Genomic DNA, 14,925 nt, shown 5'->3' on the forward strand with positions numbered 1-14,925 from the left:
CCTGTGCCAGACGAAGACACTTTGGAACTCTCCCACGCCGTGGTTCCCCTGTTGAAGGGCGTGGTCTACCGAGACCAGCACGAACAGGCGTGGCAGCGGGTCGTGCGGCGTCAGGCGGCCGTCGCCGACTATGTCAAGGTCATGGGTCTTGGCCTGTTGGTCGACGAGAACGAGGGATATGCGTTCCTGCGGTCGCTGTCCGACTCCGACTTTCCCGAAGGCATCGATCCGCCACCTCGGCTGGTGGTCCGCCACAGTCTGTCGCTCCCGGTCAGCCTGCTCTTGGCGCTGCTTCGGCGTCGTTTGGCCGAGGCGGACACCGACGGTTCACAGCCACGACTGATCCTCACCCGGGCCCAGATCGTCGACATGGTCCGACACTTTCTTCCCGACACATCCGATGACACTCGTCTGGTCGGCAGGATCGACCAGTACATCGCCAAAGCGGAGGAACTGGGCTTCCTGCGGAAGGTCAAGAGCCAGAGCGAGACCTGGGAGGTGCGCCGGGTCCTCAAGGCGTTCGTCGACGCCCAGACCCTCTCCGACTTCGAGGCCCGGCTCGACGAGTACTTGCAGGTGGTCAAGGACGGGGAACAGGGATGAAGGGCACACGCGAAGGGTTCCGGCTGGAACGACTGGAGATCCTCAACTGGGGCACGTTCCACAACAAGGTGTGGGCTCTCATCCCAGGGTGTCAGGACGCCCTCCTGACAGGGGACATCGGATCGGGCAAGTCCACTCTGGTCGACGCAGTGTGCACCCTGCTGCTGCCGCCGCACAAAGTCGCCTACAACAAAGCTGCTGGCGCCGATCGGCGCGAACGCGACCTGCGCAGCTACGTACTCGGCCATCACCGCCGCCAGACCATCGAAGCCACAGGCGTAACCAAGCCCGTCGCGTTGCGTCGCCCCGGCGCCTACTCGGTGATCCTGGGGGTGTTCGCCAACTCTAGCTTGGGCACCCAGGTATCCCTGGCGACGGTGTTCTGGTTCTCCGGAGAGCAGGAGGGACAGCCCGACCGCTTCTACGCCGTCTCTGACAGGAAGCTGACCGTCACTGAGGACTTCAGCGGCTTCGGCACCGACATGAAAGCTCTGAAGAAGAGGCTGCGCCAGGACAGCGGCTGCGAGCTCTTCACCAGCTACCCATCCTACGGGACGAAGCTGCGCCGCAAACTCGGTATCACTTCTGAACAGGCACTGGAGCTGTTCCATCAGACGGTGTCCATGAAATCGGTGGGCAGCCTCGACGAGTTCGTTCGCGAACACATGCTGGAACCGTTCGACACATCTGATGCCATCAGCAACATCATCAACCATTTCGACGACCTTGACCGAGCTCACAAGGCCGTCGTCCGCGCCGAGGAACAGATCGATGCCCTGAAGCCGTTGCTGGTGCAGTTCGACCACTATGACCGGCACACGAGGAACATCGCGAGCGTCGAGAGGCAGCGTGAGGCGCTGCGCCCCTATCTGGCGTCCTTGCGGACTGTGTTGCTGGAACAGTGGTTGAGGGAACAGCGTGCGGACAGGAAGAGCCGTGAAACGCGGTTGGAGCAGGAACGTGGACGGCTGAAGCGGTTGAGGGACGAGCGGAACGAGACCGAGCGTCGGCGCAACCAGTCCGGCGGACAGCAGCTCAGTGCCCTCGAGGATGACCTCCACAAGCTCGGCGCTGAGATGGAGGAAAGGTCGAGGCGACACCAGGAGTTCACCAGGAGGCTGAAGGCGGCTGGTCTCGGCCCTGTGGAGGACCCCGCTCAGTTCGTCGAGCGTCTGACTGAGATCGAGACTGCGTGGGAAGCGGTCCGCGCCTCCCACGCCGATATCGACAACCGCTTCGCCGATCTCTACCCGCAGCGGCAGACCCTCAAGGACACCGCTGAGTCGATCAACAGGGAACTGCTCAGTCTCCGGGACCGGGACACCAACATCCCGTCCCGGCTTCAGAAGATCCGGGCGGCACTCGCCGAAGAGTGTGGCGTCGAGGAGGGTGTACTCCCGTTCGCGGGGGAGCTCATTCAGGTCGGGGAAACTCACACCGAGTGGCGTCCGGCTGCCGAACGGCTGCTGGGTGCCTTCGCCACGTCGATCTTGGTACCTGACGAACTGTATCGGGAAGCATCCGCCTGGATTGAACGGAACCATCTGCGCGCGCGGCTGACCTACTATCACGTCACCAACGCTCCACCTCGTCGCCGGGAAGCCGTTCGGCGGAACCTGCCGCTCATGGTCGACAAGCTGGAGCTGAAGCCCTCGGACTTCTCCGAGTGGCTGGAGGCTGAGCTCCAGCACCGTGCCGGACACGAGTGCTGTGAGCACCTTGACGACTTTCGGCGTTCGTCCAAGGCCGTTACATGCAACGGTCAGATCAAGGAGCCCGGCGGACGTCACACCAAGGACGACTCCCGACCCATCGACGATCGCACCAGGTGGGTGCTCGGTTGGGACGCCAAGGACAAGATCGACGCGCTCCTCGAGGACGCCGAGTCGACGCAGCAGGCCCTTGGACAGCTCAAGACTGTCGAGGATCAGCTCAAGCGGGACAGGGGAAAGCTCTCCTCCAGAGAGAACACGCTGGCACAGCTCCAGGTGACCGAGGACTTCGCCAGCCTCGACCACTGGTCCTGTGCGCTTGAGATCGAGCGTCTCCAGGAGCGCCTCGCGAGGCTGCGGACTCGCTCCGGCCCCTTGGAGGAGCTGACCCGGCGTCTGGAAGAGCTGGACAAGGAGATCGGATCCGTCAGTGAACTGGAGCGGGAACACGACCGGAAACTGGCCGTCCTCGAATCCAGGATCGAGGGGACAGAGAAGGAACTGGCTGACGAGCGTGTGGAGGCGGAAGGGCTGGCCACAGCAGACGGAGAGACCGTCACCGCCGTCGAGCGCCTGCTGTCCGAGAAGGTGTCGAACATCGACGTCAGCACTTCTCGGGGCCGTATGAGAGCGGGTGAGCACGCCGACAAGATCCTGACCCATGCCATCGAGAAGGCGAACAGGGGGAAGAATTCGGCTATCGCCAACGCAGCGGGCATGATGCGGGAGTTCCTCACGCTCTGGCGAGAGTTCCGGGACGAGATGGACGACAAGATCGAGGCCAGGGGTGAGTTCCGGAAGCTCGCGGAACGCCTCATCAAGGACGACCTGCCGCGCCACAAGGAGAAGTTCCGGGAGTACCTGCGAACCAACACGATCCGTGAGATCGCAGCGTTCGCCTCCCAGCTGCACCGGCATGCCGACAAGATCGTCGACAGGATCGAGGTGATCAACGGGTCCCTCAAACCGGTGGAGTTCAACCCGGGACGCTATGTGCAACTGGAAGCCAGGCCGTCCACACACCTCGAGATCGCCGATTTCAAGCAGCAGCTTCGGGACTGCACAGAGGACGCGACCGGGGACGACGACGAACGCTACACCGAGGAGAAGTTCGCCCAGGTATCCAAGGTGATCTCCCGGCTGCGCGGTCGTGAAGGGTACACAGGCATTGACAAGGCGTGGCGTGAGCGCGTGACCGACGTCCGCAACTGGTACACGTTCTTGGCCCGCGAGCGGGAACGGGACACCGGCGCCGAACACGAGTCCTACACCGACTCTGACGGTAAGTCCGGAGGGCAGAAGGAGAAGCTCGCCTACACCATTCTGGCGGCATCCCTGGCCTACCAGTACCAGCTGGACAATGCGACCGATGCCCGCAGGAAGTTTCGGTTCGTCATGATCGACGAGGCGTTCGGACGCGGTTCCGAGGAGTCCTCTCGGTTCGGGATGCAGCTCTTCACCAGTCTCGGCCTCCAACTCCTTGTGGTCACGCCTCTGGAGAAGATCGAGGTCATCGCCTCCTACGTTGACACGGTCGGATTCGTGGACAACCCGCAGGGCAACTACTCGCGCCTGCAGAACCTGACGATCGACGAGTACCGCGAAGGTAAGGCGGCGGGGAGGACACGTGTGGACCACTGAGAACGACGTCGTCGCGGCACTGCACAAACGTTGGGCCAAGGGGCAGTGGTTGGCCGCACTGGCCGGTGGAACCCCTTTCGAACCGGTGAAGGTTTCCCTCAAAGGACCCAAGGCAACGGACCTGGAGTACTCGTTCGGCAAGGTCCAGGAATGGTCCCTGCGTTGGCGGAACACCGACCCCTCCTTGATGAGGGTCGAGTACACACGCATCGGCGGCCGCCGCCTCGGTTCCAACGAGGTGCCCCGGCGTGTGTGGATCGACACTTTCGACCGGCTCTGCGAGCTTTTGGGTACCACTGCTGACGCCGAACGTTTCCAGGAGGTGTTGAGCCAGACCCGTGCGTTCGCCCCCCGGCTCGTCCCCTGGCTGGAGCGCCATCCGATGCGGGCACTGGAACTGGCCGAGCACTGGACCGAGATCCTGGCCGCCGTTCGGTGGATCCGGGAGCGCCCTGACACGAGGCAGTTGTACCTCCGCCAGATCGATGTCCCCGGTGTCGACACCAAGTTCATCGAGTCCCACCGCGGGACCCTGGCGGATCTACTCGATCTCGTGCTGCCGGTCGAGCGCGTCGACACGGCACGGCCCGTCTCGTCCTTCGCCGCCCGCTACGGGTTCCGCACCAAACCGGACTATGTGCGCTTCCGGGGGCTCGACGGGTCCCTGATGGACGGCTACACCGAACTGTCGGTCCGTGCCGATGAGTTCCGCCTGCCCCAGGACGTCGAGACGGTGTTCATCGTTGAGAACGAGATCACCTTCCTTGCCTTCCCGCCCTGTCGGCGGTCCATCGTCGTCCTCGGCGGCGGGTACGCAGTCGCGGTCGCAGCGCGGATCACCGACCTGGTGGGTCTCGACGTCGTCTACTGGGGGGATGTCGACACACATGGGTTCGCCATCCTCAACCGTCTGCGCGCTCATCTGCCACGGGCAGTGTCGATGCTCATGGACGAGGACACCCTGCTCGATCACCGCACCCATTGGAGCGATGAGCCCAGCCCAACCAATGCCGGCCTGGAACATCTGACCAGGAAGGAGGCTGACGTCTACGCGGGTCTCGCCACCGGACGGTGGGGGAGGGCGATCCGACTTGAGCAGGAGCGTGTCCGGTTCTCTCACCTCGCCGCAGCTCTTGACTGTTTCCGAGGGGGCACAGGGTGACCCGGACGTTTCGTAGGGGGCAAGATGATCCGTAGGTTGCTCACTAGGTTGCTCACTCAAACGAAGTGAGCAACCTAGTGAGCAACCTAGTGAGCAACCTGTGGTGGAGTTCAGTAGGCTCAAAACGTGCACGATGACGAGCTCCAGGCCTTGGTGGGGGACCTACGGCGTTACGGCGGCGACCTCGCCGACGTCGAGGTCAAGAGGTCCCAGGACAAACTCCCGAAGAGCACACACGAGACGCTGTCGGCCTTCGCCAACACCAAGGGCGGCGTGCTGATCCTCGGCCTGGACGAGAAGAGCGGGTTCGAGGCCGTAGGCGTGAAGAACGCGGCCAAGCTCGTCGCGGACCTCGGGTCGTGTTGTTCGGAGTTCGAACCGCCGATCCGGGCCGTGATCAGAACCCACACGTTCGAGTCGGTCGATCTGATCGTCGCGGAGATCCCCGAGACCCTTCCCGCGCACAAGCCCTGCTACCTCAAGTCGATGGGCGCCTATCAGGGCAGCTTCCTTCGTGTCGGCGACGGTGACCGTCGCATGACGCAGTTCGAGATCCTCGCGCTGATGGCCTCCAAGGGGCAGCCCAAAGAGGACATCGAGCCGGTGCCCGGAACGTCGGTCGAGGACCTGGACGAACACCTGACCGGCATGTTCCTCTCCCATCTGCGTGATCGCCGGCCATATCGGTACGCGGAGATGCCGGAGCACGAGGTCCTCAAGCGCATGCGGGTCCTGGTCGAGGACGACAGCGGCCGGGAAGTGCTGTCACTGGGCGGGCTTCTCGCGCTCGGCGAGTATCCCCAGGAGCACTTCCCCCAGCTCATGATGAGCTTCGTCCACTACCCGGAGACCACGGGCGGATCACTGCGGACCGGTGAGCGGTTCCTGGACAACGTGGCTCTCGAAGGGCCGATCCCCGTCATCGTCCGGGACGCCATCCAGGCGCTCAAGCGCAACATGAGGCGCCGCGCCGTCATCCAGGGCGTCGGCCGAACGGACGTCTGGGAATATCCGGAGGTGGCTCTGCGGGAAGCCCTCGTCAACGCCCTGGTCCACCGTGACCTGACCGGCCACTCTCGGGGAACCCAGGTCCAGGTGTCGATGTACCCCGATCGTCTGGTCATTCAGAACCCGGGAGGCCTCTTCGGCGCGGTGACCGTCGACAACCTCCAGGACAACCCTCCGACCTCCGCGCGGAACTCTGTCCTGATGGACATCCTGCAGGACGTGTCTGTCCCCGGTACGGGGCAGAGCGTCTGCGAGAAGCGCGGATCAGGGATCCAGGAGATGCTGCAGGCCCTGCGCGCGGCTCACATGGGACCTCCGGACTTCGCCGACCGGCTGACCTCGTTCAGGGTCGTCTTCCCCAACCACACGCTGCTCGACGGGGACACGGTCGAGTGGATCAACGCTCTGGACGAGCGTGGTCTGACGGACAGCCAGTGCATCGGCTTGGCCCTGTTGAAGTCCGGGGAAGCGCTCACGAACCCGCGCTACCGGGCCGCGACAGGGGTGGACTCGCGTGTGGCGACGAGCGAGCTGCAGGACCTGGTGGCACGTGAGCTCGCGGTACAGGAGGGGGTGCGGCGGTCGTCGCGCTACATGCTTCACCCCGACCTCGATACCGATAAGAAGCCGACGTTCGCCCAGGCGGAACCCCGAGGGCAACGACGGAAGGACCGTACGGACGAGATCCTCCGTGCTTTGGGGGACGACACCTTGAGCCGTGCGCAGATCGAGGCGGGGACGGGTCTTCCCCAGAAGACGGTTCTGCGGTGGCTGAGCAGACTGAGGAAGAACGGTCTCGTGGAAAGCTTGGGGAAGAACCGCAACGAGATCCGCTACCGGCGGACCGGCCAACAGCGTCTGGGGGAGTGAGGAGTGAGGGCAGGCAACGGACACCGACATGGCGCTTCGCTGCCTGCCCTCACTGACTCACGTCACCGGGGGCCTGGTTACTTCTCTTCGAAACCGCTGCCCTCGAACTTCAGTTGGGTGGCGTTCTCCTGGACGGTACGGATCTGCTGTTCGTTGAACCCACCGTGGGTCGACGCCTCGATTTCGATGCGGACATGGAGCTCGACGTCGCCTGCGGCCTTGAGGTGTTCGAGGACTTCCTGCTGAATGACGGCGAAGTCATTGGCGGGACGTGCGGCGTTGAGCTCCTTGGTGCCCCAGAACCTGCGCTTGACCTCCGTGACCGGCTGAGCCTGCGCCTGGGATGCGCCAACCGAGTCGCCCGCGCCAGCGCCTGCCGTCGAGGAGGCGCTAGCCTCGGCACTTCCCTCACCGCTGGTCTCCGGAGCGGCCTGCTCGTTGGGCGACGCAGCAGCGTCCTGCGCGCGCTGGGCGGCGGCCTGCGCGGGCTGGACGAGGAGCGTGTCGTCGGTGACGAAGGTGGGCTCGGGCTTGTCACCCGGAATCCAGAGGCTGACGTATCGGCCGGTGGCTTCGTCGTACCCGTCGGCGAGGGCGAAGGCTTCCTGCTGCCAGAGGAGGATATCGGCGGCGTTCAGCACGGCCTGCTCGAGGACCTGACGGGTGGGCAGGCGCTTGAGGTACGGGTACTGCGTGTACCAGGACCAGAGGTCACCGAACCGCACGTGGCCCTTGTTCCAGGCGTTGACGAGAGCTGTGTCGAGGGCCATGCGAACGAGCGCGGCGCCCAGGACAGGGGTGATCGATCCCTTGGCTTTGAGAGCGGCGGTGACACGTTCGGCGAGGGAGCCTCCGTCCTTGGCGATACGAGTGAAGGCGAGCGTTGACCTCTGGCCAGGCTGTTCGGTCGGAACCAGGGTGGCGGTGAAGGCGGTGTCGACGCGGTCGTCGACGGCCGCGTCGAGCTGCTTGGCGCGGCCCACAGCCTGCTTGCGCTGCTGGGGGCTGAGCTCGAGTTCCTCGGCTTCGTCGGCGATGGATCTCCATGCTTTGTACTCCCGCACCATCCCTTCGAGCTCAGGGTAGATGTCGCGGTCGGCCGCCACGATGACCAGCATGTTGCGACGCTGCCGCTGCCCTTTGCCGGACTCCCGCAGAAGACGCTCGGCGAAGTCCGCGGCCGTGGACGCTTCCTTGCCCCAGGTGTACTTCGGGTGGAGGACGACGAGCTTCAGCACTTCGGTGTCGGGCACGTCCCCGGTGTCCAGGGTGGCGGCATGCACGCTGCTGAAGGCCGCCTTACCCGCCTTGCCCGAGGCCTTGAGCCGTTCAACGATCGTGGCATGGACGTCCGCTTCGCTGTAGCCGGCGGCTCGATCCGCCGCGACACGGGAGACCGAAGCCGCCAGGTCGTACCAGGAGCGGTCGCCGTCCTCATAGAAGTAGGTCGCGCGCTGCCCCAGCAGGGTACGGGCGTCCCCGATGTGGTTGATGACGTCTCCGGGGACCGCGGTGCCCAGACGGAGCCGTTGGATGTCCACGCCCTTGTGTGCGGAGCGCAGGGTCGGGACGGTCGCGACGAAGACCGAACGGGCGATGCGCCGGGTGAGGGCCCTCTGCCCGAAGGACGGACGGTCGCGGTCGATCTGGACGGGGGTGGAGCCCACACCGTCGACGTCCTTGTCGACCACGGGCTTCCAGTTGTCGTCGAGATACTTGGTGATCTCGCTGAAGACCTGGGTGTCGTCGAGGGGAACCGCCCCAGGGGTGATGAGCGGCGCGTCATCCTGGGCGATCCACAGCGCGTTGATGACCACGCTCATCAACCGCAGGACGCCTCGGGTCCGCTGGAACTTCGGCAGCGTCGACCAGTCCTCGTAGAGACGGCCGAAGAGTTCCGGGTGGATCGGATACGCGGCACGGATGCGCTGCTCGTACTCACCCGCCGTGGTCTCGCGGGGGAAGAAGCCCGTGTTCTCCTGGTAGTACTTCACGTACTGCTTGGCCACCGCGGCGATATCGGCCAGGACGGTGGCATCAGGCTCTTCGAACAGACGCCGCCGCACGATCTCGAAGGACTCGGCGCTGTTGGCCGGGCGCCAGTCGTCGGCGTTGCGCCCGATGATCTGCTGAAGGGCGTTGAGCGCGGTGTGTCCGTTGGGGCCGCCGACCTCCAACGCCGATCCGCCGCCGCCGTTGTCCAGCGAGTCGGAAGCGGGGATGGAGACGATGAGCATGACGCCCGGGGTGGACTTGGCCAGCTCGGTCAGATGCTGGGCGAAGGTGTGCTGGGTGTCGAAGGATCCTCCGGGAAGGTCGTTGCGCCCCAGCAGCTGGCGTGCGTAGGCCACCCATTCATCGATCAGGATGAGCACACTCTGGCCGCTCGCCACGGTCTCACGCACGATCGCGTCCAGTGCGTCACCTGGGTCGGTTCCCGACGCGTCGGCCCTGGCGATGCGGTCGAAGGCCTCGCGCCCACCGATCTGCCAGGCCAGCTCCCCCCCAAAGGGTGCGTACTTCGGTGCCGTCCTCCTTGACCACTCGTCTCCACGGCGAGCATCGGATCCGACAGACCCGCGTGCCGCATGCGCAGCGCCTCCGAGGCGAGGCGGAACTGACCCGGGTCAGCATCGAACGACCACCGTGACTTCGGGGCCTCAAGACTCAGCGTGGTGAGGTCTTCGGGAAACAGCATCCGGTCCGACAGATGCCCGGAATCGTCGCGGACCGTGACCTGCAGAGCATCACCGATCGGAGTGACGGCCACGACCGTCGCCATCCCCAGGGCCGGTCCCGTCAGTCGGACTCCTGGCTGGACCTCGTCGGCGTGCATGGGATCCCTCCTGACCGGCCACCGCAGAGGGAGAGCGGCGACAGAGAAGACAATCGGAATCCACTGTAGAGGTCAGGTGTGACCTTTCCGTTCGGCTCGGGAACCCCGCCTCGCGTGCGTGCCGGGTGCGTGCTGTCAGGACCGTAGTCACGTGTCGGCAGCCCATCGTCCTTCGTTCTTCATACGGGGGAGATCCCCCGTCCCTACACGGGATTCTGAACGAGGAGGCGGTCATGCGAGGCCATGTCTTCAGGCGCTGCTGGTGCCGGGACCCGAAGACGGGCAGGCCCTACCGCAAGGGCGGATGCCCCAGGCTCAGGGACCACCGGCACGGCGGCTACTGGTTCCGGATCGGCGCGACCGCCCGCCGACGGGCGGTCACGCCGCCAGGTGCAGCACGGTCCCTTTCCGACGCGGGGCCAGGCGGAGCGGCGGTTGGCGGTCACCCTCGCCGGGCAGGGCGTTGGGGGATACACCGTGGACACCACGCTCACCTTCGCCGACTACCTGAACGGCGAGTGGCTCCAGGGCAAGCCCGATCTGAAGGCGTCCACGAGGAGGTCGTACGAGGAGTCGCGGGACCTGTACCTGGTGCCGGCGTGGGGGCACCTCAAGCTGGCAGAGCTGGCCGGGAGCCACTTCAACCAGCTCATCGCCGAACTTGGGAGGATCAACCGTGACGAGGAGCGGCCCAGTGAGCTGCTGCGGCGCCTGATCGCGGCGCGGGCCTGCCGGGAGAGTACGGGGGAGGGGCACGCGCGCAGGCGGTCCAGCAGGCCGCTGTCGCCTTCGCGGGTCAGGACGGTCATGGCGCATGCGGGCAGTGCTTTGAACCGCGCGGTCGCGTGCGGGTACCTGGAGCGCAGCCCGGTGGACCATCTGCGTCTGCCGCGGGTGGTCAGGCAGCGTCCCCTGGTGTGGACCGACGAACGGGTGCGGGTGTGGAAGGAGACGGGCCGTAAGCCGTCCGCGGTCATGGTGTGGACCGCGCGGCAGGCGCGGGAGTTCCTCCGCTTCGCGGCCTCGGAGCAGCTCTTCGCGCTGTACCGGCTGGTGATGGTGGGCGGTCCCCGCAGGGGGGAGCTGCTGGGTTTGGCGTGGCCGGACGTGGATCTGGAGAACGCCTTCCTCCTGATCCGTGAGGCCTCGTGTGGCGAGGGTGGGACGGATGCCCCCAAGAGCGAGGCGGGGTATCGCTACATCGACCTGGACCCGGTGACCGTCGAGGCGCTGAAGGAGTGGCGTGACCGGCAGGCCCGGGAGCGTGTGGCGGCGGGAGCGGCGTGGGAGGAGCACGGCTTGGTCTTCACCACGGAGCTGGGGAGGCCGCTGCGGCCTGACAGTGTCACCTGGAAGACGGCCGATCTGGTGCGCAGGTCGGGTCTTCCGCCGGTGACGTTGCAGGGGCTCAGGCACGAGTCGGCCACGCTGGGCCGTGCGGCGGGTGTCAGTATCGAGGTGATCAGCAGGACGCTGGGGCACGCCAGGCCGAGCTTCACCAGTGACGTCTACGGGAGTGTGCTGCCGCCGATGGAGCATGCGGCGGCGGAGGCTACGGCGCGTTACCTCGACGGCGACGATGACGAGGAGCCTGTGTGCGGGCCGGAGGGGTCCGTGGGCGGGGCCGAGGGTGCCTGACGTGCGTGCCCTGTGCGTGCGGTGTCCCTGAAAAAGAAGACCTGGGGCCTTCCGTGATTCGGAAGACCCCAGGTCAGAGCGCGGAGGATCGGGGATTTGAACCCCGGAGAGCGTTGCCGCTCAACCGCATTAGCAGCCCGATAATTGAATACCAGGGCATGTTTTCCTGTGCCGCTGGATGCCGTTTCCCCTGGAAAATCAGCGTTCCGTGCACGGCCCCGGTTCGGCTCGTGGTGCCACATGCCGAACGGTTTGCAATTCCGGTGTGCCAGGGTGGCGGTCTCTTGATGGACGGCTGACCGCATTGATGCGGGCGACGCCTCCGTGGGCACTCAGAGTAGTCGACGTTGCGGTGCCGATCAAGTCTCTGGTAACGGAAGCTGCTCAGTGGGAGTGCCAACCGGGGCCGGTCCTGGCAGTAGGGGTTGAGCAGGTGGTTCACCCCTCGGGCAAGCCGCGAACGAACACGAACGGAACTGCTCGTATAGGTGTTGGGGACCATCTGGCTACGGATCGGACGCTCCCCCTCTGAAGTGCTGCTAGGGCGGTCAAGGGGCTCACGGGGCGGTACGCCTCTTGCGCCCCCCGGGGAATGGGAGGGAGTTTATATGTGAATGCGGCGTGAACTCGGGCAACGAAATTTCTTCGAATGAGGATTTCTGCTGGTTCTCGTGTCGGGCGCCACTGTGGTTCTCCGTGGTCCACGCGACTGATGGTCCGCTCCTGGATGTGGTCAGGCTTGTACACCCGAAACACGCGGGGAGAGGACTTGGACCATTCTGGTACGCCCTGGTCCAATGACGGCCCGCATGTCCACGGCTGATCTTTGGGTGATCTGGGTGTCACTTCACGAACAAGAACAGCGTTGTTCAGGACCAGAGGTCGGGCGACAGCAGTCTGGTCGTCTCGATCGGCGGGAGCCCGTCATCCAGTTCGCGCAGCCACCGGTAGAGCTGGCGCATGTCCGCCTTACCCGCGACGTACTGCTTCTGTGCCGCGCGCTCCAGGATGGTCAGCGTGCTGGCCAGGGTGATCGACCCCACCGGATGCCCGCTGCGACGGAGCCGTTCGAGGCGGTTGATCTCCGAGGCGGCGGTCCGTGCTCCCTGCCCGTCGTCGATGAGCACGATCACCTCTTGGCCCGCTTCGGCGGCGACGACCGCGTGCGCGATGACCATCGTCTCGCCCAGGTCCTTGGGGCGCTTGAGCCGTTCGGCCATGGGTTGGTGGGTGATGCGCTGAACGACGGCCGCGAGTTCGGGGGTCTGGTCGTCGGACAGGATCTGCATCCAGTTGGGGGTCAGCTTGCGCCAGATACGCGCGGCGGCACGGAAGCGCTCATCCTGTCGGGATTTGTCGAAGACCTCGCTCTGCACGGTCTCGGGGGCACTCAGCTTTCCCAGGACACGGATGAGGAGACGTTCCTGGTTGATGGAGAGGAAGTTCAGGCCGGGACCGGCGTCGATGATCGGCCGGTGGCTCATCCGTTCCCTCGCGTTGTCACGTCAGGGGATTCCGTGTCGTGATCGGGCCCGTCGAGGGCCGTGTCCAAAGCCGTGAGGTCCACGTCCGCGTCTGGCAGTTCGGTGGGGTCGGCCCACGCCAACGGTCGTTCGGCCGGCACCACACCCGCTTCCCGCAGTTCCGCTTCGGCCTCCTGGCGGGTGATGCCGCGGAGGGTGGCGATGGCCTGCACGGACAGCACCCCTTCCGCGTAGGCGCTGATGGCTCGGGCGAGGAGCCGTTGCGGCGCTCTGCGTTGATCGGATTCGTCCTGCAAGGCGCGGTACTGGTCGCTCCAGCCGAACCGGGTGGCCAACCGCGGAGCGGTGAGTGCCACCCATTCCTGTTTGGTGGCGGCGTCGATGTATCCCGCCTGGCCCAGCGCGATCGCGGCGATCGCCGGTGAGACCAGGAAGCGCTGCACGACGTCGGAGAGCGCGGACTGGGTCAGCGGCCCTCGCCGCTCGTCGAGGAACCCGTGCAGACCCTCGGCCGGGATGAGCAGGTGCCGGGCGAAGGCGTCGGCTCGGATCTCCTCCGGGGACCGGTCGCTCCAGGTGCCCGCAGCACCGCCTGCCACGTCACCGAACAGGACGTGGCCGAGTTCGTGGGCGAGCGTGCTGCGCTGGCGCATCGGACGGCGGGTGCGCGCGACGCCGATGAACACGGCGCCGCGCTGCGGGTCCCGCATGGTCAGGCCGTGTTCGTTCCGGTCGGCGTCGAGCACGGCCACGTCGATCCCGGTGGCCTGCTCGATGGTCGCCACGAGGTCGCCCAGGGGCTGTACGCCCAGGTGCTGCTTTTCGCGGAAACGTTCGGCGGCGGAGCGGCCTTCGGCTTCAGCGCTCACCGTTCTCCGGCCCCGTCTCGGATTGTGGCGGGGATGGCCTGGTCGTCCAGGTAGGCGTCCAGTTCCAGGAAGTCCAGCAGCGTCTGGCGCATGCCGCCCATGTCCGAGCCGTTGGTGGCCCGGGCCGCGCACTGTACGCGCTCGGACACCGCGCCGGTTCCGGTGAGTTGGGCGAGTGTGTGCCCGGTCTCCCACGCGATCGCCACGAGCTCCGGCATCTTCGCCACCCGGTCCCCGGAGATGATCCGCGACAGGGTGGACTGCGAGATACCTGTGGTGTCAGCGAGGGCGCGCTGGCTCAGACCCGCCGCGGCGCGGGCGCGCTCGATCCGCGCTCCGACGTCCGCCATGGCCATCGTCACCACCCCACCAGGCTGAATCAGTGTTCGTCAATGTGATTCAAGTATAGCCGTACGCCCTGTACAGCGCCAGCGCCCGAAAGCCGGAACCTCCACGGCCCCAGGGCCGTTTCATTCTTGGCAAGCTGTGCTGTTCGTGCTGTTCACGGCGGCCCGATCACGTCCAGCGGGCGGGTGAGCGCCTCATACGACACCCACCGGCGTGCCCTGACCCATCCGGCCCAAGGACACCCGGGCATAGCTGCAACGCCGCCAGGTTGTCGAGTGCATGCCCGCAGCGGACCTTGCAGGTATCCTCGCCCAACGAGACGTCTGTCTCGTGCTGAGCTCTTCAGATTCTCAGGCCACGGTGCTCGGTGGTCTGTTCTCGGATCTCTGCGTGTCGACCGGTCGATCGCGGAGCGCCGACATCGCCGGTGTCGGTTCTGGCGGGACGCCTACTGGCGGCTGATGGGCGGTGGGGGGCGGTGCGTGCTGTGTGCGTGCCCTTCGCGCCCTTGACCCGGGTGCGGTGCGCGATTTCGGGGGTCCACCTGTCACGCGGCAGGGAGCCGTCGTCCTTGTTTCTTCTCAGGGGAGAGGACGGTCCTCTCGCCCCACACGGGATTCTGAACGAGGAGGCGGTTATGCGAGGCCATGTCTTCAGGCGCTGCTGGTGCCGGAACCCGCAGACGGGCAGGCCTGGCTATGTCGGTGTCTGACGAGAGCACCTATCGATGAGTTCCAACAGCGGTGGCGCCTTC

The 14,925-nt window shown here is 65.7% G+C and carries 9 protein-coding genes; 5 read left to right on the forward strand and 4 right to left on the reverse strand.

Translation table 11 applies throughout. From position 1 onward, the window contains the following. Positions 1-3: 3 nt before the first annotated feature. From ACFHWE_RS11600 to ACFHWE_RS11615, 4 genes are all read left to right on the forward strand, one after another. A complete protein-coding gene (locus ACFHWE_RS11600; RefSeq protein ID WP_416601023.1) occupies positions 4-603 on the forward strand; it encodes a DUF4194 domain-containing protein in 600 nt (199 codons plus the stop codon). Next, on the forward strand, positions 600-3,956 hold the full coding sequence (locus ACFHWE_RS11605; RefSeq protein WP_416601024.1) for an ATP-binding protein: 3,357 nt from the start codon (positions 600-602) through the stop codon (positions 3,954-3,956). The genes ACFHWE_RS11600 and ACFHWE_RS11605 overlap by 4 nt, the downstream gene beginning before the upstream one ends. Next, the gene (locus ACFHWE_RS11610) at positions 3,943-5,118 is read left to right on the forward strand and encodes a DUF3322 domain-containing protein (protein ID WP_416601025.1); all 1,176 of its coding nucleotides are present in this window, start codon (positions 3,943-3,945) and stop codon (positions 5,116-5,118) included. Before ACFHWE_RS11605 ends, ACFHWE_RS11610 begins: the two co-directional genes overlap by 14 nt. A gap of 126 nt (positions 5,119-5,244) precedes the next feature. Then, positions 5,245-6,996 (forward strand): ATP-binding protein, encoded by a 1,752-nt coding sequence (locus ACFHWE_RS11615; protein ID WP_416601026.1) that lies wholly within the window; start codon positions 5,245-5,247, stop codon positions 6,994-6,996. Positions 6,997-7,073: 77 nt separating this feature from the next. Here ACFHWE_RS11615 and ACFHWE_RS11620 read toward each other — a convergent pair whose 3' ends face one another. Then, on the reverse strand, positions 7,074-9,401 hold the full coding sequence (locus tag ACFHWE_RS11620) for an ATP-binding protein (RefSeq protein ID WP_416601029.1): 2,328 nt from the start codon (positions 9,399-9,401) through the stop codon (positions 7,074-7,076). A 908-nt stretch (positions 9,402-10,309) separates the two neighbouring features. Between ACFHWE_RS11620 and ACFHWE_RS11625 the strand changes: the two genes are divergently transcribed. Then, positions 10,310-11,470 (forward strand): tyrosine-type recombinase/integrase, encoded by a 1,161-nt coding sequence (locus tag ACFHWE_RS11625; protein ID WP_416601031.1) that lies wholly within the window; start codon positions 10,310-10,312, stop codon positions 11,468-11,470. Between the two features lie 869 nt (positions 11,471-12,339). Here the strand turns inward: ACFHWE_RS11625 and ACFHWE_RS11630 are convergent. From ACFHWE_RS11630 to ACFHWE_RS11640, 3 genes are read right to left on the reverse strand one after another with little or no spacing between them, the layout of a single operon-like run. Next, a complete protein-coding gene (locus ACFHWE_RS11630; RefSeq protein ID WP_416601033.1) occupies positions 12,340-12,954 on the reverse strand; it encodes a hypothetical protein in 615 nt (204 codons plus the stop codon). Continuing rightward, entirely contained in the window at positions 12,951-13,823 is an 873-nt protein-coding gene (locus ACFHWE_RS11635; protein WP_416601034.1) for an ImmA/IrrE family metallo-endopeptidase, read from the reverse strand. The genes ACFHWE_RS11630 and ACFHWE_RS11635 overlap by 4 nt, the downstream gene beginning before the upstream one ends. Then, positions 13,820-14,173: a helix-turn-helix domain-containing protein gene (locus ACFHWE_RS11640; protein WP_416601035.1), complete on the reverse strand. Its 354-nt coding sequence runs from the start codon at positions 14,171-14,173 to the stop codon at positions 13,820-13,822. Before ACFHWE_RS11640 ends, ACFHWE_RS11635 begins: the two co-directional genes overlap by 4 nt. Positions 14,174-14,925: the final 752 nt, after the last annotated feature.

The organism is Nocardiopsis sp. LOL_012 (assembly GCF_048060475.1).
Classification (GTDB): Bacteria; Actinomycetota; Actinomycetes; order Streptosporangiales; family Streptosporangiaceae; genus Nocardiopsis.

Bases quoted from the DNA above. Each gene is read 5' to 3' on its own strand.
- ACFHWE_RS11605 (WP_416601024.1), top strand. From the start codon at position 600: ATGAAGGGCACACGCGAAGGGTTCCGGCTGGAACGACTGGAGATCCTC.
- ACFHWE_RS11630 (WP_416601033.1), bottom strand. From the start codon at position 12,954: ATGAGCCACCGGCCGATCATCGACGCCGGTCCCGGCCTGAACTTCCTC.
- ACFHWE_RS11640 (WP_416601035.1), bottom strand. From the start codon at position 14,173: ATGGCGGACGTCGGAGCGCGGATCGAGCGCGCCCGCGCCGCGGCGGGT.